Annotated in this window: 24 protein-coding genes; 2 read left to right on the forward strand and 22 right to left on the reverse strand. The window is 44.8% G+C overall.

Annotated features, from left to right (window positions below; translation table 11 throughout):
- Window positions 1-61: 61 nt before the first annotated feature.
- The gene (locus IDJ76_RS06795) at window positions 62-2,257 is read right to left on the reverse strand and encodes an outer membrane protein assembly factor BamB family protein (RefSeq protein ID WP_191162060.1); all 2,196 of its coding nucleotides are present in this window, start codon (window positions 2,255-2,257) and stop codon (window positions 62-64) included.
- A 95-nt stretch (window positions 2,258-2,352) separates the two neighbouring features.
- Between IDJ76_RS06795 and IDJ76_RS06800 the strand changes: the two genes are divergently transcribed.
- Both IDJ76_RS06800 and IDJ76_RS06805 read left to right on the forward strand, forming a co-directional pair.
- Window positions 2,353-3,237, forward strand: a complete 885-nt coding sequence (locus IDJ76_RS06800) for a glycosyltransferase family protein (protein WP_191162062.1) — start codon at window positions 2,353-2,355, stop codon at window positions 3,235-3,237.
- A 188-nt stretch (window positions 3,238-3,425) separates the two neighbouring features.
- The gene (locus IDJ76_RS06805) at window positions 3,426-4,790 is read left to right on the forward strand and encodes an APC family permease (RefSeq protein WP_191162064.1); all 1,365 of its coding nucleotides are present in this window, start codon (window positions 3,426-3,428) and stop codon (window positions 4,788-4,790) included.
- Here the strand turns inward: IDJ76_RS06805 and IDJ76_RS06810 are convergent.
- From IDJ76_RS06810 to IDJ76_RS06910, 21 genes are all read right to left on the reverse strand, one after another.
- Window positions 4,768-5,598: an amidohydrolase family protein gene (locus IDJ76_RS06810; protein WP_191162066.1), complete on the reverse strand. Its 831-nt coding sequence runs from the start codon at window positions 5,596-5,598 to the stop codon at window positions 4,768-4,770. The two genes, IDJ76_RS06805 and IDJ76_RS06810, sit on opposite strands and share 23 nt — an antisense overlap.
- Window positions 5,585-6,442, reverse strand: a complete 858-nt coding sequence (locus IDJ76_RS06815) for a fumarylacetoacetate hydrolase family protein (RefSeq protein WP_191162068.1) — start codon at window positions 6,440-6,442, stop codon at window positions 5,585-5,587. Before IDJ76_RS06815 ends, IDJ76_RS06810 begins: the two co-directional genes overlap by 14 nt.
- An 8-nt stretch (window positions 6,443-6,450) precedes the next feature.
- On the reverse strand, window positions 6,451-8,118 hold the full coding sequence (locus IDJ76_RS06820) for a UxaA family hydrolase (protein WP_191162070.1): 1,668 nt from the start codon (window positions 8,116-8,118) through the stop codon (window positions 6,451-6,453).
- Window positions 8,119-8,411: 293 nt separating this feature from the next.
- Entirely contained in the window at window positions 8,412-9,239 is an 828-nt protein-coding gene (locus IDJ76_RS06825) for an OmpA family protein (RefSeq protein ID WP_191162072.1), read from the reverse strand.
- Window positions 9,240-9,255: 16 nt separating this feature from the next.
- Window positions 9,256-9,918, reverse strand: a complete 663-nt coding sequence (locus tag IDJ76_RS06830) for a DUF2461 domain-containing protein (RefSeq protein WP_191162074.1) — start codon at window positions 9,916-9,918, stop codon at window positions 9,256-9,258.
- A 52-nt stretch (window positions 9,919-9,970) separates the two neighbouring features.
- Window positions 9,971-10,246 carry a hypothetical protein gene (locus tag IDJ76_RS06835; protein WP_191162076.1) on the reverse strand — a complete coding sequence of 92 codons (276 nt, stop codon included), beginning with the start codon at window positions 10,244-10,246 and terminating at the stop codon, window positions 9,971-9,973.
- A gap of 13 nt (window positions 10,247-10,259) precedes the next feature.
- Complete coding sequence (locus tag IDJ76_RS06840) at window positions 10,260-10,835, reverse strand: DUF420 domain-containing protein (protein ID WP_191162078.1); 576 nt, start codon at window positions 10,833-10,835, stop codon at window positions 10,260-10,262.
- Between the two features lie 103 nt (window positions 10,836-10,938).
- On the reverse strand, window positions 10,939-11,595 hold the full coding sequence (locus IDJ76_RS06845) for an SCO family protein (RefSeq protein ID WP_224746220.1): 657 nt from the start codon (window positions 11,593-11,595) through the stop codon (window positions 10,939-10,941).
- A 41-nt stretch (window positions 11,596-11,636) separates the two neighbouring features.
- The gene (locus IDJ76_RS06850) at window positions 11,637-11,978 is read right to left on the reverse strand and encodes a cytochrome C oxidase subunit IV family protein (RefSeq protein ID WP_191162081.1); all 342 of its coding nucleotides are present in this window, start codon (window positions 11,976-11,978) and stop codon (window positions 11,637-11,639) included.
- A gap of 17 nt (window positions 11,979-11,995) precedes the next feature.
- Window positions 11,996-12,724 carry a cytochrome c oxidase subunit 3 gene (locus tag IDJ76_RS06855; protein WP_191162083.1) on the reverse strand — a complete coding sequence of 243 codons (729 nt, stop codon included), beginning with the start codon at window positions 12,722-12,724 and terminating at the stop codon, window positions 11,996-11,998.
- 7 nt (window positions 12,725-12,731) lie between these two features.
- Complete coding sequence (locus IDJ76_RS06860; protein ID WP_317173948.1) at window positions 12,732-13,313, reverse strand: cytochrome c oxidase subunit 3; 582 nt, start codon at window positions 13,311-13,313, stop codon at window positions 12,732-12,734.
- Complete coding sequence (cyoE, locus tag IDJ76_RS06865) at window positions 13,310-14,206, reverse strand: heme o synthase (RefSeq protein WP_191162085.1); 897 nt, start codon at window positions 14,204-14,206, stop codon at window positions 13,310-13,312. The genes IDJ76_RS06860 and cyoE overlap by 4 nt, the downstream gene beginning before the upstream one ends.
- Window positions 14,203-15,264: a COX15/CtaA family protein gene (locus IDJ76_RS06870; protein ID WP_191162087.1), complete on the reverse strand. Its 1,062-nt coding sequence runs from the start codon at window positions 15,262-15,264 to the stop codon at window positions 14,203-14,205. The genes cyoE and IDJ76_RS06870 overlap by 4 nt, the downstream gene beginning before the upstream one ends.
- 84 nt (window positions 15,265-15,348) lie before the next feature.
- A complete protein-coding gene (locus IDJ76_RS06875) occupies window positions 15,349-17,235 on the reverse strand; it encodes a cytochrome c oxidase subunit I (RefSeq protein ID WP_191162089.1) in 1,887 nt (628 codons plus the stop codon).
- 19 nt (window positions 17,236-17,254) lie between these two features.
- A complete protein-coding gene (locus IDJ76_RS06880; protein ID WP_191162091.1) occupies window positions 17,255-18,448 on the reverse strand; it encodes a cytochrome c oxidase subunit II in 1,194 nt (397 codons plus the stop codon).
- Window positions 18,449-18,495: 47 nt separating this feature from the next.
- On the reverse strand, window positions 18,496-19,758 hold the full coding sequence (locus tag IDJ76_RS06885; RefSeq protein ID WP_191162093.1) for a quinol:cytochrome C oxidoreductase: 1,263 nt from the start codon (window positions 19,756-19,758) through the stop codon (window positions 18,496-18,498).
- A gap of 11 nt (window positions 19,759-19,769) precedes the next feature.
- A complete protein-coding gene (locus tag IDJ76_RS06890) occupies window positions 19,770-20,354 on the reverse strand; it encodes a c-type cytochrome (protein ID WP_191162095.1) in 585 nt (194 codons plus the stop codon).
- Complete coding sequence (locus IDJ76_RS06895) at window positions 20,338-20,874, reverse strand: DUF3341 domain-containing protein (RefSeq protein ID WP_191162097.1); 537 nt, start codon at window positions 20,872-20,874, stop codon at window positions 20,338-20,340. Before IDJ76_RS06895 ends, IDJ76_RS06890 begins: the two co-directional genes overlap by 17 nt.
- 2 nt (window positions 20,875-20,876) lie before the next feature.
- Entirely contained in the window at window positions 20,877-22,343 is a 1,467-nt protein-coding gene (gene nrfD / locus IDJ76_RS06900; protein WP_191162099.1) for an NrfD/PsrC family molybdoenzyme membrane anchor subunit, read from the reverse strand.
- Between the two features lie 25 nt (window positions 22,344-22,368).
- Entirely contained in the window at window positions 22,369-25,431 is a 3,063-nt protein-coding gene (locus IDJ76_RS06905; RefSeq protein ID WP_191162101.1) for a TAT-variant-translocated molybdopterin oxidoreductase, read from the reverse strand.
- A gap of 41 nt (window positions 25,432-25,472) precedes the next feature.
- A complete protein-coding gene (locus IDJ76_RS06910; protein WP_191162103.1) occupies window positions 25,473-26,759 on the reverse strand; it encodes a cytochrome c3 family protein in 1,287 nt (428 codons plus the stop codon).
- Window positions 26,760-26,904: the final 145 nt, after the last annotated feature.

Consider the following 26,904-nt stretch of genomic DNA (forward strand, 5'->3'; position numbering starts at 1 on the left):
CCAAAGTGACAGCCAAGCGGCCTGATCGTAAGATCAGATCTACATCTTATAAAAACCCTATTTAAAACGAGAACGCCACATAACTATCGCCTGACGGGCTGCCTATTTTACCACCTCCGCAGGCTATAACAATATATTGCCTGCCGTCAATTTCGTAGCAGGCAGGTGTGGCATAGCCGGCCGCAGGGAGCTTGGCTTCCCAAACTACTTTTCCTGTTTTTTTATCAAATGCGCGGATCTTTTCGTCCTTAGTGGCAGCAATAAACACTAACCCACCCTTAGTTACCAGCGGGCCGCCATAATTTTCTGTACCTGTAATGGGGATACCTTTTTTAGTCAGCGCTGCAAATTCGCCTAAGGGAACCTTCCATAATAACTTGCCCGATGTCAGATCAACGGCGTTAAGCGTCCCCCAGGGCGGTTTAATGCCGGGGTATCCATCTTTATCAACAAAACGGTTGTAACCGGCCATGGTATAAGGGGCTTGCAGCAAACCTGCCTGATCCGGTTTCTCTGCCGGTTGTGCACCTACCCGTACTGTTGGGCCAACCGCTTCCTTTTCGGGGATTTTAAGCAGGAAAGTAAGCAGTGCTTTTTTCTCACCATCAGGCAGCGCCTTAAACGATGGCATCATATTACGCCCGTTGTCGATGATGCTTTTGACTTGCAATTCGTTATATTTTTTCTCCAATTTAACCAGCGACGGGATAGTAAAGCCGTTGCCTTTCAGGTCGGCACCGTGGCAGGCAATACAGCGTTGGTTGTAAATCGCACTGCCCGCGCCAGCCAGGCTATGGTCGTTACTGTTGGTTTTAGGTACATCGATCATTACCTGGGCCCAGGGCAGTTCGCTGCTGTTGATGTACATAATTTTAGTTTGCTGATCTACCGCTGCACCGCCCCATTCGCCGCCACCGTCAAAGCCGGGGAAGATCCACCCGCCTTCTTTACTCGGCGGAGCGAACATGACCCTGTTTTTTACCCGGAGATATTTTTCCATCATATCTTTATTCGTTTCGGGTGATAGGTCGGTAACATCTTCAGGTGCGAACTTTTGCCGGGCAAAGGGTTTGGGCAGGGAAGGTATAGGCTGTGTCGGCCAGGGCTGCTCACCAGGCAGTCCGTTGGTGGGCACACCCTTTTCATTGATAGGGAATATCGGCACGCCCGTTACCCTGTCGAACATAAAAATATAGCCGTGTTTGGTTATCTGCGCTACTATATCTACCATTTTGCCATTATGAACAATGGTTACCAGGTTAGGATTGGCGGGCAAGTCGCGGTCCCAAAGGTCGTGATGCACAAACTGAAAATGCCAGATGTACTTCCCCGTCGCGGCATTCAACGCGATCAGCGAGTTAGCGTACAGGTTTTGCCCCTTGCGGTTGCCGCCATAAAAATCACCGCCAATTGATCCGGTAGGAATGTAAACAATACCTCGCCGCTCATCTAATGACATCCCCGCCCAGTTATTCGCACCGCCCAGGTGTTTCCAGGCGTCTTTATTTTCCCAGGTCTCATAACCCTTTTCGCCGGGATGCGGTATCGTATTAAAACTCCATAGCAACTTCCCGGTAAGCGCATCATACGCGCGGATAGGTGCCGGTGCGGCGTCCTCGCTTTCGGCAACGCGCACACCCATTATCAGCACGTCCTTGTAAATGATCCCCGGCGTGGTTGATGCAACGAAGGAGTGGATCTCGCGGCCCACATTTTCGGTCATATCCAGGTAGCCGCCATCGCCAAAATTGCTTACAGGCTTACCGTTTACTACATCTATGCAATAAACTTTGCTGCCTACGTTATAAAAAACGCGCCGATTGTTGCCATCTGCATCCTGCCAGTAAACCACGCCCCTGTTCACTTTGTAATAAGCCATAGGCTGGTTGCGCCCAACGGTATCTACTGATGCAGGGTCGAACAGCCAGTTCTGTTTGCCGGTGGCCGCATTTAATGAAAACAACTTCAGTTTAGGGGTAGACCCATACAGCATCCCATCAATCATAATTGGGTTGCACTGGTTTTGGGTGCGCCCGGCGGTATCTTTATCGTTAGAACTATATACCCAGGCCTGTTTTAGGTTAGCCACATTTGCTAAAGTAATCACCTCGCTGGTGGAGTATCGCGCCCCGTCCTTTGAGCCTGCATAAGTTGTCCAGCCTTTGTAACCGGACTCGATTTTAGCTTCCCTTTGCTTACAGGAATCAAACAAAATACAAACGGCTAAAGCTGCCACCAAAAGGCTTATCAATCTCATAAATTTGAATTGGTAAAGCAAAATAGGGATTATTTGCGGCAGTAGCGCCTGATCCATTGCCTTATTTTAAGTACATTTCTTATTATCTTGCGGGCATGAAAGTGGCGGGCTTTACCTTTATCAGGAATGCAGTAAAAAACGATTATCCGGTGGTGCAGGCCATTACCTCTATCCTGCCGCTTTGCGATGAATTTGTGGTGATGGCAGGGAATTCTGACGACGGCACACGGGAGTTGATCACCGCTATCGCATCACCCAAAATAAGGATCATTGATTCTGTGTGGGATGAGTCGTTACGCGAAGGTGGCAAGGTGTTCGCGGTAGAAACAGATAAGGCTTTCGCCGCCATATCGCCGGATGCCGATTGGTGTTTTTACATCCAGGGCGATGAATTGGTGCACGAAAAGTACCACGATACCATCCGTAAAGAAATGGAGCTTACGCTTACCAATTCAGAAATAGAGGGGCTGTTGTTTAAATACCTGCACTTTTACGGCTCGTATGATTATTACGGTGATTCGCGCCGGTGGTACAGGCGCGAAATAAGGCTTTTAAAGAATATCAAAGGCATCCGAGCCTATCGGGATGCGCAGGGTTTCCGGCTTGATGACCGCAAGATTAACGTAAAGCTGATAGATGCTTACATCTATCATTACGGCTGGGCAAAACCGCTTAAAAGCCTCAACAATAAGATCAGGAATTTCAATTCGTATTATCATGACGAGGCTTGGGTGGCGCAGCACATTCCCGAAACCTACGAGTTTGACTATGGCAATGCCGACCGGCTGGTGAAATTTACCGGTACACACCCTGCGGTGATGCAAAAACGGATAGACGCCACCAACTGGAATATTGATTTCGGGACGAAACCGTTGCAAAAAAGTATGGATTTCAGGCGCAAGGCCCTTCAAAAAATTGAGGACTGGACCGGCTGGCGCATAGGTGAGTATAAAAACTATAAAATTGTAGCCCGATCATAGCGTTCCGCTTTAAACGGAACACTGCGGAACACAAAATTAAAAAACGGAACACCAGCAGAACGCTTACTTGAAAAAACGGAACGCGCCTCTGTAAACTGTTACAAACCGCTGACCTGACAAGCTTTGCTAACAGCCCATTAAAGTTATTTTTGTATCCAACAACACACCAACTATAGGTAAACTTTTACATGGCCGAAACTTCTCTTGTACGTCGATTAGGCCTTGCACATGCCACCGCCATTAACATGACAGATATGGTGGGCATTGGCCCATTCATAACCCTCCCTATGGTGATCGGGATGATGAACGGCCCCTACTTTCTATACGCCTGGCTGGCCGGGGCACTGCTGTCATTTATCGATGCCATGGTTTGGAGCGAGTTAGGTGCGGCCTTCCCGATGGCGGGCGGCTCTTATAACTTCCTGAAAGAAACCTACGGCAAAACCGGGCTGGGACGGCTAATGAGCTTTTTGTTTGTGTGGCAAACCATGATCCAGGCGCCGCTGGTTATTGCATCGGCTGCGATTGGTTTTGCTTATTACTTTTCCTATTTATTGCCCTTATCCCCTATGGAAAGCCGCATCATGAGCGGCGGGGTAGTGGTCTGCATCGTATTGTTGCTTTACCGTAAAATAGAATCGATAGGCAAGATCAGTATCGTGATGTGGGTAGGCGTTTTGTTCACCATGCTATGGATCATAGCCGGGGGGATAGCGCATGGTAATTTCCTGTCGCCTATTAAACATATTAACGACGGGCTAACTGTTAATTATGCCTTTATTGCTGCCATTGGTTTTGCCAGTGTGAAGAGCGTTTACAGCTATTTAGGATATTATAACGTTTGCCACCTGGGCGGCGAGATCATCAACCCATCGCGTAATATCCCGCGCAGTATGTTCCTGTCTATTGCCGGGATTGCTATCTTATATATGCTGATGAATGTGAGTGTGGTAAGTGTGATACCCTGGCATGTTGCTAAAGACAGTAAGTTTGTGATCAGCGAATTTATGCAACAACTGGCCGGTGATACCGCTGCAAAAGTGATTACCTGCTTGGTATTATTAGTTGCCTTCTCATCGGTGTTCTCGGCTACTTTGGGTTATAGCCGCATCCCCTACGCCGCCGCTGTAGATGGTGCCTTTTTTAAGATCTTCGCCCGATTACATCCAACCGGTAATTTCCCCCATATTTCCCTGCTTTTTTTAGGGGCGGTTGCCTTTGTATTTAGTTTACTGTTTAAACTAAGCGATGTGATCAGCGCAATACTGGCTATGCGCATCCTGATCCAGTTTATATCGCAGGCAGTGGGTTTGCTGCTATTGAGAAAGGCGCGAACAGAAACGGTATTCCCTTATAAAATGCCGTTGTTCCCGCTACCTGTTTACCTGGCCATTATCATGTGGTTTGGCATCTTGATCTCTACCGGGTTCCATATGGTTATAGGCGGTTTGAGTGCTATTGTTTTGGGGACTATCGTCTATTTCATTAAGGCAAAAGTGAATAAGGAGTGGCCATTTGCCCCCACTGCGCTTACAGCCGGTAAAAAGCTGTAGCGTTTCCTGCCCAAAACTTTTCCTGCCCGGCTTTGTCAAACTGACCTATATAACCCCTTATCGTATTTATGGCGGCATCATAGCCGCCCGCTACATTACACACCGGCCAATCTGACCCGAACATTAACCTCTCGATACCAAATGCCTCAAACACTACATTCAGGTATGGTTTGAAATCTTCCGGTTGATGCCTGTGCCAATCTGCCTCGGTAACCAGTCCCGATACTTTACAGTAAACGTTGGGATGTACAGCTAAGTCTTTGATGCCCTGCTCCCAATTGTCCAATATCTGATCTTTGATCAATGGTTTGGCCATATGGTCTACCACAAAACGTTGTTGGGGAAACGTCCCTGCCAACTCTGTTGCATAGGGCAAGTGCTGCGGTTTAATCAGGATATCGTAAGTGAAATTATATTTATGCAGTAGCGAAATGCCACGCTGAAATTGATCACCCAGCATAAACCTGTCATCAGGCTCGCCCTGCAAAATATGGCGGAACCCTTTGATGATCGGTTGCCGATTGTATCGCGCGAGCTGCTCTTCAATATCCTCTGACTGCAAATCAACCCAACCCACTACCCCCTTTATAAAAGAGTGTTGCCTGGCTAATTCAACTAAAAATTCCGTTTCCTTTTCCGATTGATCGGCCTGCACGGCTATGCAACCGCCGATGCCATGTTGCTCGAGTATCGGCGAAAGGTCGGCCGGCAAAAAATCTTGCTGGATAGCTTTTAAATCATCCGTGATCCAGGCATCCTTTACCGGGTGATACAACCAAAAATGCTGGTGACTATCAATTTTTAACATAGGCTTCCAGTTCCTGGCGGGATGTGCCCAAACCATCTATGCCCAGTTCAACCACATCGCCCGGTTTTAAATATACCGGTGGTTTAAAGCCCAGGCCTACACCCGCAGGTGTCCCTGTCGAAATAATATCGCCCGGTAATAAGGTCATAAACCGGCTGGTATAGGCAATTAAATAAGGGATATTAAATATCAGGTTGGAAGTGCTGCCGTCCTGCATTTTTTGCCCGTTAACCGTTAACCAAAGGCGCAGGTTATGCACATCGGCAATTTCATCGGGCGTAGCCAGGAACGGGCCTACCGGTGCAAACGTATCGCAGCCTTTGCCTTTATCCCAGGTACCACCCCGCTCTATCTGGAACTCGCGTTCAGATACATCGTTATGCAGGCAATAACCCGCTACATAGTCCAACGCATCAGCCTCTTCTACATAGCTGGCCTTTTTGCCAATTACTACGGCAAGTTCCACTTCCCAGTCGGTTTTTACAGAATCCTTAGGGATCGTGATCGCATCATTAGGGCCGACCAGTGCCGTGGTCGATTTCATGAAGATGATCGGCTCGGGCGGTAATGCTGCGCCTGTTTCCTCAGCGTGGTCTTTATAATTCAAGCCGATGCAAACTATTTTTGATGGCCGTGCCACCGGGCTACCCAAGCGTTCGCCATCGGCAACCTGCTTCAGCTTGCCCTCGTTGTCAGCAAGGAATTGTTTTAAGCGTGATAATCCATCGTTCTCAAAAAACTGCTCATTGTAATCTTCGCCAAACGCCGATGTATCGTATTTGATATCATTAATAATAACCCCGGTTTTTTCTTTACCGGCTGCGCCGTATCGTATTAATTTCATAGTATGTTTTATAGTGATACCCCACGTTTCCAGGGGATAAAATCGTCTTGTCCTAAAATTACAGCTTTGGGTTGTTTAACGCCGCTTGCTACATCAATCACATAATCCAGCATCCGCGCTGCCGATTGTGCAATGGTTTCTTCGCCCTCTATGATGGTACCGCAATTGATATCCAAAATATCCGGCATCCTGTTAAATACCGCCGTATTGGTGGCCACTTTAATTACAGGTGTTATCGGGTTACCGGTAGGTGTGCCCAGCCCGGTAGTAAACAAAACGATATTGGCACCTGAGCCTACCTCGGCCGTCGTACTTTCCACATCGCTACCGGGCGTGCAAAGTAAATTTAAGCCGGGTTGGGTTACTTTCTCCGGATAATCTAAAACAGCTGTTACAGGCGATGTACCACCTTTTTTTGCCGCCCCTGCAGATTTGATGGCATCCGTGATCAACCCATCCCTGATGTTACCGGGCGAAGGGTTGGCGTAAAAGCCTGATCCATCCGCTTCTGCCCTGGCGTTGTAGGTACGCATCAGGTCCATAAATTTCAAGGCCTGCGTTTCTGTTGCGCAGCGGTCACTCATTTCTTGCTCTACCCCGCAAAGTTCAGGGAACTCGGCCAGGATCACGCTGCCACCCAGACTTACCAAAATATCAGATATATATCCCAGCGTAGGGTTTGCGGAAATACCCGAGAAACCGTCAGATCCGCCGCACTCCAACCCGATGCAGAGTTTGGATATAGGTGCAGGTTTCCTTTCCTGTTTGTTCACTTCTATTAAACCGGTAAAGGTTTGTTTAAGCGCTTCGTGCAGTAGTTTAGTTTCGGTGCCCATTTTTTGCTGCTCCAGCATTACCAGGGGTTTGCTAAAGTTAGGGTCGCGCTTCAAGATCTCGTCCTGTAAAATCCCGGCCTGCGCATGCTGGCAGCCCAGGCTTAACACTGTCGCACCTGCAACATTGGGGTGGGTAATATAACCCGCCAGCAGGCCGCAAAGTGCGTCAGAATCGGTTTTGATACCGCCGCAACCCATATCATGCGTCAGGAATTTAACACCATCAATATTTTCGAACAGTTTTTTGGAGCCTTGCCCTTCGGGCGATGTTTGCAGATCTGCGTTCAAAATATCAGCCGCGGTTTTGCCCGACTGGTACATTTCTATCAGGCTATCCACTTCGCTTTCGTAACCGCGTGGTTTGGCAAAGCCTAACTTGGCCGATAAGGCATCTTTTAAAACATTGATGTTGCGGTTCTCGCAAAAAACCAACGGTATTACCAGCCAATAGTTAGCCGTACCTACCGATCCGTCTGCCCGGTGGTAACCTAAAAAGGTCCTGTCCTTGTAGGCCGATGCCATTTCGGGCACTGTCCAGTCTGTTTTGCGGCTGCCTAATTTAAAGCCATCGGCAGCATGTTTGATATTCTCGGTAGTAATGGCTGCCCCTTTAGGTATATATTCACAAGCCTTACCTACTAACACGCCATACATAAATATCTCGTCGCCTATGTTTAACGGGCCAACGGTAAATTTATGTTTCATGGCAACGGGGGTTACCAATGTAAACTCTTCACCGTTAAAATTGATGACGGTGCCTGCAGACAGGTTGGTTAAAGCAACTAAAGCATTATCTGCCGGGTGGATCTGGATATAGGTATGTTTGGTATTTTGCGGCATGGCCGATGAGTTTTGTGTTAATTGGACGTTACTAATATAGGGGGATTTGAGAAACAGATGTGAAATTACTAAGTTTTTTTAACTGTAAAGCCGTATAAAAATATTTAAATGTCGGTTTTACATTTATTTGGCTTAGAATCTGTCTTTGGAGTTTATTATACTATAGAGAACATAAAGAAAAAACACAAAGGGACACGGAGCTTTAGACGCTTATTACATTAGTTAGTCTCAGATTACTCTGTGGATGTGGGAGCTGCAAGTCTCAGCGTACGCTATGGTAAATCCAAGCGCAATTACTTACTGATCAAATTATACAGCTCATCCAATTTGGGGCTCAACACAATCTCGATGCGGCGGTTTTTGGCCAGGGCCTCAGGGGTTTGTGCAGGGTCTACCGGTTGGAACTCGCCCTTACCCGTAGCCGTCAACCTATGCGGGTCAACATTCTCGGTTTCGGTTAAATATCTCGATACCGATGTTGCGCGCAGCACGCTCAAATCCCAATTATCCTTGATCTGGCCCAGGTTCTTGATCTTTTTATCGTCGGTATGGCCTTCTACGGCAATGTTAATATCCTGCTCCTTATTCAATACCACTGCTAATTGCTTCAGGGCTTGTTTACCCTTATCGTCAATAACAATACTGCCGGATGGGAATAGCAACTTATCTGTCAATGAAACATATACCTTTCCATTCTTAATGTCAACCGAAAGGCCGCTTTGCTGGAAGCCTAAGAGTGCTTTAGACAACTTATCGCGCAGGGCGTTGGTAGCTGCGTCGCGTTTCTTCAAAATATCCTCTACTTCTTTTAAACGGGCTTCGCGCTGTTGCAGATCGCCGGCTAACTGGTTTGCCTTTTTTGAACTTTTGTCCAGATCGGTATTCAGGGCATTATATTTTTCGTTGAGCGACCCGTAGTTGCCTTTTAAGCGCGCAATTTCCTGGTGAAGCTTGGCGGTATCGTTACGTAATTGTGATGCCTCTGTTTCTAAATTAGCCGAGCGGGTGGCAAGCGAATCGCGACCGGCAATTAATGCCTTGTATTTTTTGGGTGACATAACCACGCAGGAATGCAGCGCTGTTATGAGAATGATAGCGAAAAGGTAGTATTTGATTTTCATGATAGCAGGTTGGGTTTTATACTAAAGCGTTGCACAGAAATACTGTAAGCGGATAAAGGTGGCTACATACTTCAACAATATGATCCGCCGCACTAACGCTCATCAACTCTTTATCTTTTAGCGGATGCGAAACTATAAAGCTTTTTAATTTCAACAGATCGATATTTTCGTTCTCTGCACTGTAATCGCGCGGAACCGTTTTGAGCTGATCCTGTTTACGGAACTCGCCGAACAGTTTTACAAAGTGTGGCGCGTCTATGATCTTTTTCAGGTCATTCGCATTATAATCAATTTCCTGGCGGATAGCTTTGAGGTGCGCAGCTTCTGGCATCCAGTAACCACCGGCAATGAATGATTTGCCCGGCTGGATATGCAGGTAGTACTCTACCCCACCCAGTTTGCTTCCATTGGTAGGCAAACTAACACCAAAGTTGTTTTTGTAAGGGATCTTATTTTTGCTGAACCGGATATCGCGGTAAATGCGCATCACACATTTTTTTGCGTCGAGGTCGGCACTTACCGTTGGGTCGATCTTGTGGAGTTTACCTATGATGTCCGCAGTGAATGCGATCATATTTTCGCGCGCCTGATCGTACTTTTCCTTATTGGCCTGGAACCAGTCGCGGTTGTTGTTTTCAACCAGCTCTTTTAAAAAATCAAGCGTGTGCGATTGTATCATCAATTAAATGAAAAGATAAAAAAATAAAGAAGAATAAAAGCGGGATGGATGCTTAGTTTAAGTTCAGCTTCTCGTTACGCATTTCGAGGCTAACGTTTTTACGGCGGTATTTTTTATACCAGATGTAACCGACAACAGCCACTGCTAAATAAGGCGCAGCCAAAAGATACATAATACCGCTGTTTAACCCATTGGTAGTGCCTGCACCGCTTTTAGCGTTGGTCTCTACCGTTGCACTACACATGGCACACTGCGCTTTTGCAGGGGCCGCTGCGCATAACATTAAACCGAAAACCAAAAAAAGGTATAAAAACTTTAAATTTTTCATGTCGGGAATAGATCTAAAAATGATAGTAAGGAGAGATCATCAAATATACAACAACTCCGGATACTGTAACAAATAACCATATAGGAAACGCCCATCTTACCAGTTTCTTATGTTTTGCCACCTGCATTTGTAAACCACGGTAAAAACTTAACAAAATGAGCGGCAAAACACCTGCGGCAAGGATAATATGCGGAATCAAGATAGCCAGGTAAAGCGCACGTAAACCACCAGCATCCGCGCGTTCAGCGGTCGATAACAGACCATCGCCATTCACATCGCCATAAACCGTATCCTTACGCATCAGGTAATGGAAAAGGATATACGATACCAGAAAAATGGACGATAAACAAAACGTAAGGATATTGATGCGTTTATGCGCTGTGATATTCCCTTTTTTAATGTTGTATAACGACACCAGCAATAATACGCTACAAGTGCCGTTCAACACAGCGTTAAGCAATGGCAGATAGGGTGTAAACGCCGGGGGCGTAGCAGGCCCGGGGATAAGGTGGCGGTTAAGCACAATTACCACAACAATTACAAAAACGGTTACGGCGGCTACAAATCTGAATATAAATTTATCGGTCATTCTTCTTAAGATTTGAGAGTCAAGACATAAGAATCAAGACTCGATAACTATTATCAATCAAAAGGTCTCTTGCCTCTTGACTCTTATTTCTCAACTCTATACGCTAGTAAAGCGCTTTATCAACTTTCCGCAGTTCTTCGGCTATTAGCACCTTTATCTCATCGTTCAGGCGGGTTAGATCTGTCATTGATGTACCTGAGTAATATCCGCGGATGCGCTTTTCTGCGTCTATCAATATCAGTTTATCGCTGAAAATAAAATTATCATTACCTGCATTTAAGGCATCAACCAAAAAGCCTTTGCGGGCCAGGTTGTAGATAACGGTTGTATCACCCGTTGCGAATAGCCATTTACTATTGGCATCTAAACTTTTTGCGTATGCTTTCAAAACGGGCGCAGTATCGCGATCAGGATCTACCGTGAACGACAAAAAATTCACCATCTTATTCTTCCGGTACACATCAGCCAAAGCACTCAAATTCTTGTTTACCGTACCACAAACAGACGGGCAGTGCGTATAAAAGAAACTGGCCACAAAGATCTTTTTATCGTAGCTTTTAAATGATACGGTGTTACCGTTTTGGTCGGTCAGTTTAAAATCGTCCAGCTTATGGTAAATTGTGTCCGGGATATAAGTGCCGTGAAATTTATGCCCCGTTTTAGCTACCACTTTAGGCCCGTAAAAAGGTAATGGTTTATACCTGTTTTTACCCTTTGCGGTTAGTAAATAATATAAAAATCCCGGTAATGCTAAAATCATTACCAGGACTATTATTTTTTTCGGGATGCTTGTTTTCGGCATTATAAGCGCAAGTCTACCCAGTAGTGGCTCTCATTTGTAAGTACCAGTATCAAACCAATGATAAACAATATTGGGACGATGATGGCCAATGCTAAACCTGTTTTTTCGAATTTTAAGTGCATAAAAAATGCAACTATATAAAATGCTTTTAACAGTGTTAACACTATATAAATGGGGTTTGCAACATGCAATGGTATTATACCTTTAGGCACCATTATAAGTGCTATAAAAAATTCTACAGCTGTAATAGCTGAAAGAATCAAAGCTATTTTACCAATTCTTTTTTTGGTCATTCCTTCACCATGCTCTTCATGGTGAACTTCTGTTGGTTCTGATGACATATATAAGCTTTAAATTTTTAAACTAAATAAAAGAAAGTAAATACGAATACCCATACCAGATCAACAAAGTGCCAGTAAAGGCCTACTTTTTCAATCATCAGGTAACTTCCGCGTTTTTCGTAGGTGCCCAGCAATACGTTGATGGTAATAATGATATTAATGATAACACCGCTAAATACGTGGAATCCGTGAAAACCTGTAATGGTAAAGAATAAGTTAGCAAATTGCTGCGCGTATGTTTCTGCACCTACCGGAAGCTCGCCATTTTTAAGCGTAAATACCGTTTTTAATTCTTCTGCGGTTGGGATGTGCCCCCACCAAAAACCTTCGTGGTGTAAGTGCGACCACTCTAACGCCTGGCAGCCTAAAAACATAAACCCGCCTATAACGGTCAGTATCATCCAGGTGATAACTTCTTTACGTGCCATTCGATGGCCGGCTTCAACAGCTAACACCATCGTTACCGAACTCAAGATCAAAATAAACGTCATGATACCCACAAATACAAGTGGCTGGCCGCTATCTACTAATCCCGGTACAGACTGGAAAACTTTATCAGCCGATGGCCAGCTGCTTGAGCTAAAACGCAACGACCCGTAGGCTATCAATAATGACGAAAATGTAAAGGCATCCGATAAAAGGAAAAACCACATCATCATTTTACCGTACTCGACATTAAACGGAGATTTGCCTCCAGACCAAGGCGTCGATTTTACTTCATCAATTTGTGATACCTGTGTACTCATGTGTTTGTTAATATTGGTTCAAAAGTAAAAAAACATACAGATAAATCCATATAATATCGACAAAATGCCAAAAAATAGAGGACAACTGCATGTTGAACAAATTTTTAACCTGTGGTGTGTTACGGTAACTGCGCCAAAGCGTGTTGCCCAGTAAAGCAATACCGGCTAAAATGTGTACTAAATGCATTCCGGTGAATACATATATAAAAGATTGTGATGCATTTGGGTTACTAAAATAGATACCCATTTGCGTTACCAATACATACCAGGCGTAAACCTGTATGGCAAAGAAAACCACCGCCAACGCAATAGTCAACCAAAGGTACATACGCTGTTTGGCAAACTGCAGCCCCTTTGCTGCGGCAGACGCCAGGTACATCGTTACACTGCTTAATAGGATTGCCGCTGTGCTATACATAAAAGCACTGGGCATTTTAGCATTTATGCCATGGCCCGTGCCACCGCTATATACTATAAAGCCGCTGGTTAGCGCCGCAAAAAACATAAACGAAGTGAATATAAAGATCCACATGTTGAATTTTTTGGGTGCCAGGTTTAATTTATCGTCTTGTTGTGCTTGCGCCATCATTTTACTTTTTCTACAAAATCAAATAAAAACATCAACTGCACTATGGGCAGGTAATAAAAGGAGCCAAACATAAGCGTGCGAGCCTCTTTAATTTCGAGCGTACGCAACAGGTTAAATGCCTGGTATAAAAACAGCAGGCTCATTGCTAATGATACGCCGCCAACATAGTAACCACCGTAACCATAAAAAGTTGGCAGTAAGCTTACCGGTACTAATACAATAGCAAACAGAACAGTAATTACTGCACTGGTCTTATCCCTTTTGCCTGTTGGCAGCAAGCGGAAGCCTGCCAGCTTGTAATCATCATCAAGCACCCAGGCAATTGCCCAGAAATGCACAAACTGCCAAACGAATTGTATGGCGAATAATATCAGCGCTATCTCGTCGATACGTCCATGGGGTTGCCCTGCTACATAACCTATCAACGCCGGGAATGCACCGGGGATAGCCCCTACAAACACCGCAATTGGCGACCGGCGTTTTAACGGCGTATATATAAACGCGTACAGCAGTATCGATAGTACAGATAACAGGCCGGTAAGCAAGTTTAAGCTGCCTAACAGGTAAGTGCCTGCTATACCCATCCCTAAACCCAACACCAAGCCTTGCCCGGTTGTCATTCGGCCTGCGGGCATTGGCCTGTCCATGGTGCGTTTCATCAACCTGTCCAGGTCAACCTCAATAACTTCGTTAAAGCAGTTTGCCGCCGCTGTTACCAAAAAGCCACCGACAACCAGTTTAATCCAGTTGATCCACATAACGGTACTATATAATGAGCCCCATGTGTTACCGCCGTTTGCCTTTACCGCTATAATAAAAGATATAGATGCCGAGAAGGTAACCAAAAAGGTTAAACGCAATTTTATCAGCTTTGAAAAATCACTCCATTTCATTTGCGGGCCTCCTGCACATTAACCGTGGTGAACAAATTCAACAATAAATAGAACTGGGCACCAAATACAAGGCTGGCCAGTACAATATGAATGGCCTGCGCGTACGGCGGCAACGCCCAATATGAAAGCAATATACCAGTCACAATCTGCAGCATGATCATCAGAAAGCTAAAGCTCATGATTTGCTGCTGTAACGAATGCCTGCTAAACCCTTTACGGATCAAGGCATACAATACAACGTTTAAGGCTAACACAACCAGCGCCATATCCCGGTGTTGATGAAATATAGCACCGGCGCGGCTTACCCAGCTATCGCGGTAGCTTCCTTCCAAATGGCTCGATATGGCATCTATCTTTTCCCTCACCTCGGTACCGAATGTTATTTGCAGTATGCTTAAGGCTAAAACGATTAGTGTGACAACTGCTATCACCGGCTTAACCTGTATTTTATACCGCCCTGTCGTACGGGCCATGTGATAGGTGGCTATACTTATGGCCAATATGGCCAACGCCAGTAACATATGTACCGTAACTATCCAGGCTACTAAATTGGTTGATACCACAATAGAGCCTAACCATCCTTGAAAACCTACCAATAAAAGGTTAAATACACTGAGTATTACAATACTCAGGTTTGTTTTGCTGTATTTGAACGAGTATATCGCCACCAGCAGCAGGAATATACCCGATATAGCGCCGATTAAACGGTTGATGTACTCCGTCCAGGTGCGGGCACTGTTAAATTCTTCGGGGACTAAAATAGATCTGTCGTTACGCAAGCGGGTGGCCAGCTTGTCATACCCAAATGCATCCAGCATTTTAGAAAACTTCTGGTTTTTTGCCAAGCGCTTCTCGGTATAGCTATTTTTGTAGTCAGCAGGTAGTTCGGCGGCACTTGTAGGTGGGATATATCTGCCAAAACACTTAGGCCAGTCGGGGCAGCCCATACCTGATCCGGTGCTGCGCACCACACCCCCTGCCAGTATCAAAACAAATAGCAGGATGATGGTTATGAGGTTTAATTTTAGAAACGTGCTCCCGGATGCGTTTATGCTCATCTAATTATTTCTAAAAAATTAGGGTACCTGCCTTGGATATTTATCCGGCCCAGGTACCCTAAAAGATCAGATCGATATAAAATATTATTTTACTTCTTCGTTACGCTTTTGAGTACTTGTCCATTTTGCGTGCTCCTCTAAACCAATTGGGTTATCTTCAAAGTCATGCGGTAAGTTTGAACTCATCGTTTGAGAAAACGGAACTGTTTGCGGTATAAAATCCTCTTCGGCACCAGGCTTACTGTAGTCATATGACCAACGGTAAACGGTTGGGATCTCGCCAGGCCAGTTACCATGTAGGTGTTCAACAGGCGTTGTCCACTCTAAGGTGTTTGCCTGCCAAGGGTTTTGTGTTGCTTTTTTACCCCAGAATATAGAGTGAATAAAGTTAAACAAGAAAGCTACCTGTGCCAAAGCCGACATGATTGCCGCCCATGTGATAAATACGTTTACCGATAACCATTGTTTCATCGATTCAAACTCGGTGAATGCGTAGTAGCGACGTGGCACACCATCTAAGCCCATAAAGTGCATCGGGAAGAATACCAGGTACGCACCAATGAATGTTAACCAGAAGTGCAGGAAACCTAAACGCTCATCCATCATACGGCCAAACATTTTAGGGAACCAGTGGTACACACCGGCCAACATACCAAATATAGCTGCCGAACCCATCACTAGGTGGAAGTGGGCAACAACAAAATAAGTATCGTGTAAGTTGATATCCAAAGCGGCGTTACCCAGGAAGATACCTGTTAAACCACCGGAGATAAAGAAGGATACCATCCCGATAGCAAACAACATAGCCGCTGTAAAACGGATATTACCGCGCCATAAGGTAGCTAACCAGTTGAATGTTTTTACTGCCGATGGTACCGCGATGATCAAAGTAGTGATCATGAACACACCACCCAAAAACGGATTCATACCCGTCACAAACATGTGGTGACCCCATACGATGAACGATAATACGGTAATACCGATCAAAGAGTAAACCATTGCGTGGTAACCAAAGATAGGTTTACGCGAGTTTACCGACATTACCTCTGACGAGATACCCATCGCAGGCATTATTACGATATAAACCTCGGGGTGGCCCAGGAACCAGAATAAGTGCTGGAACAGTATCGGGCTACCACCTTCAAACGGCTGCACCTGGCTTCCGTTCAATACAATGTCTGATAAATAGAAACTGGTACCAAAGCTACGGTCAAATACTAAAAGTACCACACCTGCAACCAATACCGGGAAGGCCAATACACCTAATACAGCTGTAAGGAACAAAGCCCAAATAGTTAATGGCATTTTCCAAAGGTCCATACCTTTAGTACGCATATTTAATACGGTACTCACATAGTTGATGCCCCCCATCAATGATGATGCGATAAAGAATACCATACTAATGAGCCACAGTGTCATGCCCATTCCTGAACCCGGCATCGCTTTAGGTAATGCAGATAACGGAGGGTAGATTGTCCAACCACCGCTTGCAGGGCCTTTCTCGACCATAAACGATGATAACATGATGATACTCGCCGTTAAAAAGAACCAGTAAGATAGCATGTTCATAAATGGCGAAGCCATATCACGCGCACCTATCTGCAAAGGGATTAATAAGTTGGCGAAAGTACCGCTTAAACCGGCCGTCAATACAAAGAATACCATGATGGTACCGTGTATAGTTACAAGGGAAAGGTAAAAGTTAGAATCTAAACGGCCACCCGGCGCAAAACGGCCCAATAAGGTTTCCATTAAAGGGAATGATGTTTCGGGATAAGCTAACTGGATCCTGAAAAGGATAGATAACATCATGGCGATAACAGCCATGCTAATACCTGTTATCAGGAATTGCTTGGCGATCATCTTGTGATCCATACTAAATACATACGTATTTAAGAAAGTTGCTTTATGATGTCCGTGATCTCCCTCGTGATGTGCTACCGCGTGATCGTGAACTGCTAATGTTGACATAATCGCTAATCTTTTTGAATTAATTGTTTAACGCTAACCTGTTGTTTTGTGATACTGCCGATTTTTGATCAGCAAACTTCAGATCCTGTTTTAATTTATCTGTCAGGTAAGGTTTTTGTTGTGCTAACCACGCTTGATATTCGGCTTCCGAAACCACACGCACAACCTTTTTCATGTTATAGTGGGCTCCGCCACAAATTTTATTGCAATAAAGCAAGTACTCAAATGTAGGGTTATCCAGTTTAGTCCTCATCTCTGAGGTGGTTATTGTAGGCGTAAATTTAAAGTAGGTAGGCAAGCCCGGCACAGCGTTCAACTGCACACGGAAGTGTGGCATATAAACACTATGTATAACGTCCTGCGCGTGGATATTCAACCGGATTGATTTACGTACTGGTATAACCATAGTATCTGCCTGCAAATCATCAAAGCTCTTTGGGTCTTTATAATTGATACCCAATTTGTTGATACCACTAACCAGTTTATAGTTGGTGTTACCTAACTTACCGTCTTTACCTTCATAACGCAGCTCCCAAGCAAATTGGTGGCCGGTTACATCAATATTGATAGAAGCAGGCTCGCCTTTAGCATCGACAGATGTAGTTATTTCCTGCCAGGTAAAGAAACCAAAGATCACCAGTATAGTCAAAACGATAGCCGGTGCGATGGTCCAAACTTTCTCTATAGTATTATTATGAGGAAGAAAGTGCCCGCGACGTTTGGCAGAGTAGCGGTACTTGAATAAGAACGTGAACAGTAACACCTGTGTAATAACAAATACGATTGTGGTTAACACGGTAGTTGTCCAGAACATGGTATCAATTTTAACACCGTGCAATGAAGCCGCTGCCGGCAATATCATGCTGCCCTGTACGGTATATTCCCAATAGGCGCCGTACATACCGGCTACCAGGAATATGATACATACCACGCCCATTACGTTGTTCCAGTTGATTGCTTTTTTGCCCTGTATTTGTTGGGTAAGGTCAAACACCCTAAGTATTTTACCTACTATTCCCACCACAAAACATACGATCAAAAACAATAACGTATAATATCCGGCGGTGGCCATGCCATTATCTTTAACAGCATCGGTCGCGGCTGCGCCGCCATCTGCAGTTGCCTGCGCAATTGCCATGCTTGTGCCCAAAAGCATAAACACCGCTAAAGCCGAAAGCATTTTTTTAGAACTTATTAGAAATTTGAATCCCATTTTATTGGTTATTTGAATGCTGTATTCCGTTGCAAATTTAACAATTATTATATGTGATGATGCAGGCTCTCGTCCAGGAACGGATGTTTTTTTGGCACCAGCGAACTCACCTTGCTAAGCTGCGTTAACATCAGAAAGGTGAATAATCCGGCGAAGCCTAAAAATATGCCTATCTCTTCTACAGCGAAACCTCTGTGGCTTTCAACTGTACCCGGCATAATCATCAGGTAATAATCTAACCAGTGGCCGGCTATCAATATGATACAAACCCACATCATGCGGTTGATCAATCGTTTAGCATCGCGAGACATTAACAGTAACAATGGAGCAACAAAGTTGATAACGATGTTAAACCAAAACAACCATTTATATTCAGGCTCCCAGCGTTTGTAGAAATACACCGACTCCTCGGGCATGTTGGCATACCAGGTTAAGAAGAACTGTGAAAACCAAACATATGTCCAGAAGATAGAGAAGCCAAAGATGAGCTTACCCAAATCATGCAGGTGATTTTCTGTAACCCATGAGAAATAACCCTTTTTCATCAGTAGGATCAGTGTCAATGCGATAATAGCCAAACCACTTACGTGCATAGCCGCCAAGTTGTACCAACCAAACATAGTTGAGAACCAGTGTGCCTCTAAAGACATGATGGTACCGAACGCGAAGATGGGGAAGGTGAACCCGAATATGGTTAAAAATATAGCTGATAACTTAAAGCTCTTGTTGTAGTTGCTCATGCCGCCAATTTCATCTTCATTCTCAGAAGCGTTTGCCAGCGCACGGCCAAAGTAGCTATAAGCGCCTAATACAATCACTAAAAAGCTGTAAAAGAAAGGGATGTTTAGGAAAGCTGATTTACCTGCAATGGTTGCATCGTAGTTTTCGCTACCCGGTGTAGTGATGCCATGCGCAGCCCAGTGCGCGTAAAGATAAGGCACCATTTCCTTCTTTCCATTCTCTTCAAGCACTTCGTGTGTTTGCAATAAACCTGCAGTAACAACAAGCAATAATATAATACTTGCATAAGGCAAAACCTTTGCAAAGGCCTGTGGTATGCGGATAAACGAGGCAGACCATGCCGCCTGCGCCACGTATTGGTAAGCGCAGAAAAATACACCCGCAATACAAACACATACAAAGTAGTATGACATCAGCAGCAAGTTGCTATAGGTACGCTGTACGTGCTCGCCGCCGAAAACAAATCCTAAAGCGATAGCAACAACACCTATTACAATGGCAACCAAACTAAGCGTTTTGGCTGTTCCTGCAAATTCAAATCTTTCTTCAAAATTATTATGAGTCTTCATTAAAAATAATCTTATAAATTCTGTAAATGGTGTACATACATAACTATTTTCCAACGCTCGTCAGGCGCAACCTGAGATGCGTATGAGCCCATGGCGTTAACACCATAAGTTATAGTATGGTAAATTTTCCCGTCTGTAAGATCTTTCATCGCACCACCACGAGACGACTGGCCCTTTGAATAAGATGGCGGCGGCGGATAGCCGTGCTGCACCACTAAACCATCACCCTGGCCCGTCATACCATGGCACGGCGAGCAAAAGGTTACAAATAAAGCTTTACCCTCGGCAAAGTTCTTTTGGTTGTTGGCCAGCAGGTTCTTCACTTCTAAACTTGCTTTCTCGTACCCGTCTTTATTGTTAGGGTAATCAAAACGTTTAAAGCCTACAGGTATAGTACCCGCCGGTGGCACCTGAGCGGTTTTGCCATCTTTAAAGTTGGCATTAGCCTGGTCCGGTTCGTATGCGATATGTTCGTACATATTGGGAGCGTATTCCCAACCGGTGCTGCGTTTATCTTTGCATGAGGTTATAATAACCGATGCAGCGATAGCGATTGCCGTTGTGCCCAATATTCTAAATTTATTCATAGCTAACATATTTTCTGTCGTTATGCTTTACTTCTACAGCTCCTGCTTCTTTTAACAAATTGGTGATATCATCATGAGGGATGTTTCCTTTAGCATCAACGGCTATAACAAAACGATCATCTGTTGCACGCAGGTCCATTACACGCGGGGCACGGCCCGGAAAAAGGTGCGTTGCAGCAAAAAAGGTAAATGTCATACCAAACGCGGTAAACAGGATGGTCCACTCAAATGTAAACGGTACAAAGTTGGGCATAGCGAAATTTGGTTTACCACCAATGTTCATCGGCCAATCATGTACAAGGGTGTAATAAACGATACTGAAAATTACACAGGCGCCCAAGCAGCCAAAGCAAAATGCAGCGTAACCCAATCTCGATTCTTTAACGCCCAGTTTATCCTCGATACCGTGAATAGGCATCGGGCTATATACATCATAAATAGGGATGCTATTTTTCTGTAGTTTTTCGATCCCGTGCATCATATCATCCGGATCGTCAAAGAGGCCTAATATAAATTTTGTCTTGCTCATTTCTATTTTTCGTAATCAGCCATGTCAACGCTGTCGTACTTAACTAATGATTCTTTGTAATACTCCACTTCAGCTTCCTTCAGTGTACCGCTGTCTATTAGTTTCTTCTTAGCCTGCTCACTTGAAGTTTTCAGCAACAGTTTCACCTCGGCCATAGCCACTGCAGGTAATACCCTGATGAATAACAGGAACATGGTGAAGAACAAACCAATCGACCCGATGAACACACTTACATCAACCCAGGTTGGGTAGAACATGGCCCAGCTCGAAGGGATATAATCGCGGTGTAAAGAGGTTACGATAATTACGAAACGCTCAAACCACATACCGATGTTTACAATGATCGACAGGAACCACGAGAACTTGATATTGGTACGTAAATACTTTGACCAGAATAACTGCGGAGAGATCACGTTACAGCTCATCATACTCCAGTAAGCCCACCAGTAGGGGCCGGTTGCCCTGTTGATGAAAGCGTACTGCTCATACTCAACGCCAGAGTACCAAGCGATAAAGAACTCGGTTATGTAAGCCACACCCACAATAGAACCTGTTAACAAGATGATCTTGTTCATTGATTCAATGTGGAACATGGTAATGTAGTTCTCTAACCCCAAAACTTTACGTGTTACCAGCAACAGTGTTTGCACCATGGCAAAACCCGAGAAGATAGCACCCGCAACGAAGTATGGAGGGAAGATGGTAGTATGCCATCCCGGCTCTAACGATGTAGCAAAGTCAAAAGATACAATGGTGTGTACCGAAAGTACCAGTGGTGTAGATATACCCGCTAATATCAATGATACGGTTTCGAAACGCTGCCAGGTTTTTACCGAGCCGGTCCATCCGAAAGATAATACCGAATAAATACGGCGACGCAAACCTGTAGCACGGTCACGGATAGAGGCAATATCAGGCAATAAACCTGTGTACCAGAATACCAGTGATACCGAGAAATAGGTAGAGATCGCAAACACGTCCATCATCAATGCCGAGTTCCAGTTAACCCATAAAGCATATTGGTTTGGAAGCGGTAACGTAAAATAAGCTAACCAAGGGCGGCCCATGTGCGCTACGATGTATGTAGCGGCACAAATTACCGCGAAGATGGTCATCGCCTCGGCCGACCGGTTAATGGAGTTACGCCAGTTTTGACGGAAGATCAGTAACACCGCCGAGATAAGCGTACCGGCGTGGCCGATACCTACCCACCATACGAAACCGGTGATATCCCAGGCCCAGCCTACTGTTTTATTTAAGCCCCATGCACCCAAGCCGAACCAAAAGGTATAGCTGATAGATACAACCCATAACAAAGACCCCAGGGAGGCAACGGTAAAACCGATCCACCATGCTTTGTTAGGCATGTTTTCTACAGGGTTTAACACATCGTTAGTAATTTTGGCATAGGTAATGTCCTTGCCGGTTATTAACGGTTCCCTGATTATTGATTCACTGTGAGATGCCATATATATTTAAATCTCTTTGTAATAATTAAGCCTGTAATTCAGATGATGTATTCCTAACCTTAACCTGGTAACCAATACCCGGCTGTACGTTTAGTTCTTCTAATACGTAATATGTTCTTTCGCTCTTTAAAGCTTTTGAAATTTCAGAGTTAGGATCGTTGGCGTTACCAAAAACGATAGCGTTTGCAGAGCATGTTTGCTGGCACGCAACCTTAAATTCGCCATCTGCAAGCGGGCGTTTTTCAATTTTAGCCTTCAATTTACCTGCCTGGATACGTTGAACACACATCGAGCATTTTTCCATCACACCACGGAAACGTGTGGTAACGTCAGGGTTTAGTACTAATTGGGTGTGCTCGTTGTTCAGGTAGTTATCAAAGCGTGAATCGTTCCAGTAGTTAAACCAGTTGAAACGGCGCACTTTATACGGGCAGTTATTTGCACAGTAACGAGTTCCTACACAACGGTTATAAGCCATCTGGTTTAAACCTTCTGACGAGTGTACGGTAGCTAATACCGGGCAAACTGTTTCACAAGGTGCGTGGTCACAGTGCTGGCAAAGCATTGGCTGGTGTACTACAGATACGTTATCGAAGTTCTCCAGTTTATCAATTTCCTTTTCCTGCGTTACCTTGCCAGATCTGCCGTCAACCTTAGCTTCGCCATTTTGGTTAAAGCTGTAGTAACGGTCAATACGGATCCAGTGCATTTCGCGGCGGCGGCCAACCTCTTCCTTACCAACAACAGGAATATTGTTTTCTGCACTACATGCTACAACGCAAGCGCCGCAACCTGTACAGGCATTCAGGTCGATAGCCATTTTCCAGTTGTAGGCAGGGCGTTCATATTCATCCCATAAACTGAATGTCTGGTGTTCGCCTTCTTTACCGCTGTTTACCGACGGGTTTTTTACATATTCCTTGAATGACGCCTCGCGGATAACCGTACGGCCTTCATAAGAGTGGTGTGTTTGTGTTTGTGATAACGGGAAAATATCGCCTGTTGCTTTAACTGTTGCCGAAGCGGTAGTTTGGAACGTACCGTTGCGGAAACTGTGGAAAGGGTAAGCATTTTTACCAACATTATTACCAACAAGGCCTGCTGCTGTACGGCCGTAACCCACTGCCACAGAAACTGTACCCGGCGCCTGGCCTGGTTGTGATAATACAGGTAACGATAATTTATGCCCGTTCGCCTCAACTATAACTACTTCAAACTCGTCTAAGCCCATCTTTTTGATGTCGGCCGGGGCCATAGCTGCAAAGTTATCCCAGGTAACTTTAGATACCGGATCAGGTAATTCCTGCAACCAGGGGTTGTTTGCCCGTTTACCATCGCGCATCGCTACCGATTGGTACATCTGAAGCTCTACCTTGCCACCATCAGCTAATTTAGCACTGTTGTTCAGTACGGTTTGCGCAACAGCGTTAAGATCTTTATTAAAGGTATAAGTACCTGCTGCAACGTCGGCAACTTTTACAAAACCTGTTTGCAACAAGGTTTCCCAACCAGCCTGGCCGGTTAAACCGCCTTTAGCTAATAAATTGGTGTTCCAGTTATTTCTAACGTAAGTATAATAATCTTTAACCGCGTTATCTGACCAGATCAATAGACTGGTTTCGGCCTGGCGCGTATTGTAAACCGGGTTAATAGTAGGTTGCATCACCGTGTAGTAACCTTCAATGGCACTGTCATCACCCCATGATTCTAAATAATGATGGTTAGGGGCTACGATATTACACAAGGCAGCGGTTTCATCCACGTGATCAGCAAACGTAACTTTAAGGCTCACTTTTTTAAGGGCTTCCTTAACATCATTCGCCATGTAGTAGTCATAAGCAGGGTTAGCATCTATAAAGAATACTGCACCTACCTCGCCGCGTTTAGCCTCGTTGATGAACTCAACCAGCTCAGCGTCATTACCGGCGTATTGGCGTGACGGGTTATCCAGATCGATAGTAGTACCGTAGCTACCTAACAAAGAGTTGATAGCATTAACCAATATCTGTGTGGCTACATCATTTGAGCCTGCTACCACTAAAGCTTTGCCTTTGGCAGCAACTAATTCCTTAGCTACTAAAACAATCGCCTTATCGGTATTAGCATTAGCCAATTTTTTTGAACCCGGTAAGGTTGTGCCCGATATAGCGTTGTATAAGTTAACCAATGCCACACCTTCTTCAGATGGTTTGATCGGCATACGCACATCGGCGTTGGTACCTGTCAGGCTCATTCCACTTTCAAACTGAATGTGGCGCGACATTTTCTTAGCCTCTAACGATTTGTTGTTACGGTTAGAAACGTACTGGCGGGTAAACTCCTCGCCAGAGATCCACGTACCCAGGAAATCGGCACCAAAGCTTACAATAATGTCGGCTTTGTCAAAATTGTAATGAGGCAATACCGCTTTACCAAAGCTGTTTTGGTTAGCCTGTATGATACCTGTATAAGATACTGCGTCATAATTAGTATGTTTCGCAGTAGGATATTTCGTAATAAAATCAGCAATAACGGCCTGTGTAGACGGGCTGTGTACGGTTGATGTGATGATGCGGATTTTTTTACCTGCCGCAGCAACTGATGCCAGCTGGCTTTTCACAAATTGATCTATTTGCTCCCATCCCGTATCAGATCCATTTTGCTTAGGGTCTTTAACACGGCTGTTGTCATACAGGTCCAACACTGATGCCTGGGCTGAAGCACTTAAACCACCTTTAGATAAAAGATCGTTCGGGTTACCTTCTACCTTAATAGGGCGGCCGTCGCGGGTTTTAACCAATATGGCGCTACCTTCAAAAGTTGACGAGTAATAATTGGCTACACCAATTGTTACCTCTTCGGGCTTGATCAGGTAAGGGATTGATTTGTGTACCGGTACCTTTTGGCAAGCTGCTAAAGTAACTGCACCCACACCAAAGCCCAATGCCTTCAAGAAATCACGACGAGGGGTTTTTGACGACAACCCACCTCCGCTTAAAATCTCTTCAATAGGGATCGGCTCCGCAAATTCGTGTTTATTCTTCTCAACAAATTCTGGCGTTTTGTTCAGCTCTTCTAAACCTTTCCAGTATTTTTTATTGCTATCCATTTAAGTTCTATAAACTGTAATGTACTTTGTCTAATATTCTATTAATAGTGGCACTTGGCACACTCAATACCACCTAATAATGCTGCGGTAACTTTCTCACCTTTCTTAAGGCGTTCGTGTACCTGTATCATATTGTCGTAGTAAGCGTTACCTTTAAAGTTAACCTCGGTACGTTTGTGGCACTGTATACACCATTTCATTGTCAGTGGCGAGTACTGGTAAACCTCTTGCATGGTTTGTACCTGGCCGTGGCATGTCTGGCATTTAATGTTACCCACCTTTACGTGCTGTGAGTGGTTAAAGTAAGCCAGATCGGGCAGGTTGTGAATACGTACCCATTGGATAGGCTTAGCCTTAGTACTATCATATTTGGCTGTAGCCGGGTCGTAACCCAAAGCATCGTAAATTTTATGAATCTCCGGAGATTCGGTTTTAACCGATCTGTGGCAATTCATACAAACATTTAACGAAGGGATAGAAGCGATCTTTGATTTGTACGCACCGGCGTGGCAGTACTGGCACTCCATTTTCATTACACCTGCGTGCAGCTTATGCGAATATTTGATAGGCTGTACCGGTTGGTAACCTTGGTGCACGTTGGTGTTCCACATGGTAACCCAGCTCCAGCTACCCATGGCTACCGTACCACATACGATGATAAAAAATACCAGTTTTTTGTTTTTGAGCGCTTTTTTAACACCCGCTAAACGATCAACCGGCGTCTTTTCTTCGCCTTCGGTTACTTCTTCTTCTTCGATCAGCAAACCCTTGCTGCGCAGTAATAAACGCTCAAGCGTTGCAATTACTTTGTTTAAAACCAGTATAACGATGAAGGCGATTACGATCACACCGATCAAACCGAAGATTACCATGTTGCTTGGTGGGCCACTTTCTGCAGCAGCACCGGCAGCTCCACCCGCAGGGGCAGCAGCCTTCGCAGCCTGTGTTTTTTTGTAGTCGGCGCGTACGTACGTAATAATGTTACCTACATCAGCATCGCTCAACTCGCTAAACACAGTCATGTTTGACTGGTTGTACTCGTTAAAGATTTTGATCGCCTTAGGGTTTTTCGCAGCGATCAGGGCCTGATTGTTCTGGATCCATTTGGTCAGATAGGCATCATCGGTTTCCTGTTCAAGTTGCGGGCCTAAAGCGGGGCCTGTCATCCGCACATCTATTTTGTGACATGCTGTACACTTAGCCTTGAATATCGCTTCACCTTTAGCTGCATCTGCCTGCGCGTGGGCATTTAAGCCACAAACAGCCAAACCGGCCACCAGTAAAATCGATCTTGTTAACTGTTTAAAAATTAATGAGATATTTCTCATAAAAGGTATTTATGCTAAATAATTATATTATATGTGTGTGAAACTGACCTGTAGAGTTACGATTTTGCCACTTTTACAGCTACAAAAGTATAATTTATTACAGTATCACTGACAATTTAATGACAGCAATATCTAATTTATAATC

The sequence above is a fragment of the Mucilaginibacter glaciei genome (assembly GCF_014773245.1).
GTDB classification, from domain to species: Bacteria; Bacteroidota; Bacteroidia; order Sphingobacteriales; family Sphingobacteriaceae; genus Mucilaginibacter; species Mucilaginibacter glaciei.

What these genes read in the sequence shown, in the direction of transcription:
- IDJ76_RS06795 (WP_191162060.1), bottom strand. Translation starts at nt 2,257, where the DNA reads ATGAGATTGATAAGCCTTTTGGTGGCAGCTTTAGCCGTTTGTATTTTG.
- IDJ76_RS06800 (WP_191162062.1), top strand. Translation starts at nt 2,353, where the DNA reads ATGAAAGTGGCGGGCTTTACCTTTATCAGGAATGCAGTAAAAAACGAT.
- IDJ76_RS06805 (WP_191162064.1), top strand. Translation starts at nt 3,426, where the DNA reads ATGGCCGAAACTTCTCTTGTACGTCGATTAGGCCTTGCACATGCCACC.
- IDJ76_RS06810 (WP_191162066.1), bottom strand. Translation starts at nt 5,598, where the DNA reads ATGTTAAAAATTGATAGTCACCAGCATTTTTGGTTGTATCACCCGGTA.
- IDJ76_RS06815 (WP_191162068.1), bottom strand. Translation starts at nt 6,442, where the DNA reads ATGAAATTAATACGATACGGCGCAGCCGGTAAAGAAAAAACCGGGGTT.
- IDJ76_RS06820 (WP_191162070.1), bottom strand. Translation starts at nt 8,118, where the DNA reads ATGCCGCAAAATACCAAACATACCTATATCCAGATCCACCCGGCAGAT.
- IDJ76_RS06825 (WP_191162072.1), bottom strand. Translation starts at nt 9,239, where the DNA reads ATGAAAATCAAATACTACCTTTTCGCTATCATTCTCATAACAGCGCTG.
- IDJ76_RS06830 (WP_191162074.1), bottom strand. Translation starts at nt 9,918, where the DNA reads ATGATACAATCGCACACGCTTGATTTTTTAAAAGAGCTGGTTGAAAAC.
- IDJ76_RS06835 (WP_191162076.1), bottom strand. Translation starts at nt 10,246, where the DNA reads ATGAAAAATTTAAAGTTTTTATACCTTTTTTTGGTTTTCGGTTTAATG.
- IDJ76_RS06840 (WP_191162078.1), bottom strand. Translation starts at nt 10,835, where the DNA reads ATGACCGATAAATTTATATTCAGATTTGTAGCCGCCGTAACCGTTTTT.
- IDJ76_RS06845 (WP_224746220.1), bottom strand. Translation starts at nt 11,595, where the DNA reads ATGATTTTAGCATTACCGGGATTTTTATATTATTTACTAACCGCAAAG.
- IDJ76_RS06850 (WP_191162081.1), bottom strand. Translation starts at nt 11,978, where the DNA reads ATGTCATCAGAACCAACAGAAGTTCACCATGAAGAGCATGGTGAAGGA.
- IDJ76_RS06855 (WP_191162083.1), bottom strand. Translation starts at nt 12,724, where the DNA reads ATGAGTACACAGGTATCACAAATTGATGAAGTAAAATCGACGCCTTGG.
- IDJ76_RS06860 (WP_317173948.1), bottom strand. Translation starts at nt 13,313, where the DNA reads ATGATGGCGCAAGCACAACAAGACGATAAATTAAACCTGGCACCCAAA.
- cyoE (WP_191162085.1), bottom strand. Translation starts at nt 14,206, where the DNA reads ATGAAATGGAGTGATTTTTCAAAGCTGATAAAATTGCGTTTAACCTTT.
- IDJ76_RS06870 (WP_191162087.1), bottom strand. Translation starts at nt 15,264, where the DNA reads ATGAGCATAAACGCATCCGGGAGCACGTTTCTAAAATTAAACCTCATA.
- IDJ76_RS06875 (WP_191162089.1), bottom strand. Translation starts at nt 17,235, where the DNA reads ATGTCAACATTAGCAGTTCACGATCACGCGGTAGCACATCACGAGGGA.
- IDJ76_RS06880 (WP_191162091.1), bottom strand. Translation starts at nt 18,448, where the DNA reads ATGGGATTCAAATTTCTAATAAGTTCTAAAAAAATGCTTTCGGCTTTA.
- IDJ76_RS06885 (WP_191162093.1), bottom strand. Translation starts at nt 19,758, where the DNA reads ATGAAGACTCATAATAATTTTGAAGAAAGATTTGAATTTGCAGGAACA.
- IDJ76_RS06890 (WP_191162095.1), bottom strand. Translation starts at nt 20,354, where the DNA reads ATGTTAGCTATGAATAAATTTAGAATATTGGGCACAACGGCAATCGCT.
- IDJ76_RS06895 (WP_191162097.1), bottom strand. Translation starts at nt 20,874, where the DNA reads ATGAGCAAGACAAAATTTATATTAGGCCTCTTTGACGATCCGGATGAT.
- nrfD (WP_191162099.1), bottom strand. Translation starts at nt 22,343, where the DNA reads ATGGCATCTCACAGTGAATCAATAATCAGGGAACCGTTAATAACCGGC.
- IDJ76_RS06905 (WP_191162101.1), bottom strand. Translation starts at nt 25,431, where the DNA reads ATGGATAGCAATAAAAAATACTGGAAAGGTTTAGAAGAGCTGAACAAA.
- IDJ76_RS06910 (WP_191162103.1), bottom strand. Translation starts at nt 26,759, where the DNA reads ATGAGAAATATCTCATTAATTTTTAAACAGTTAACAAGATCGATTTTA.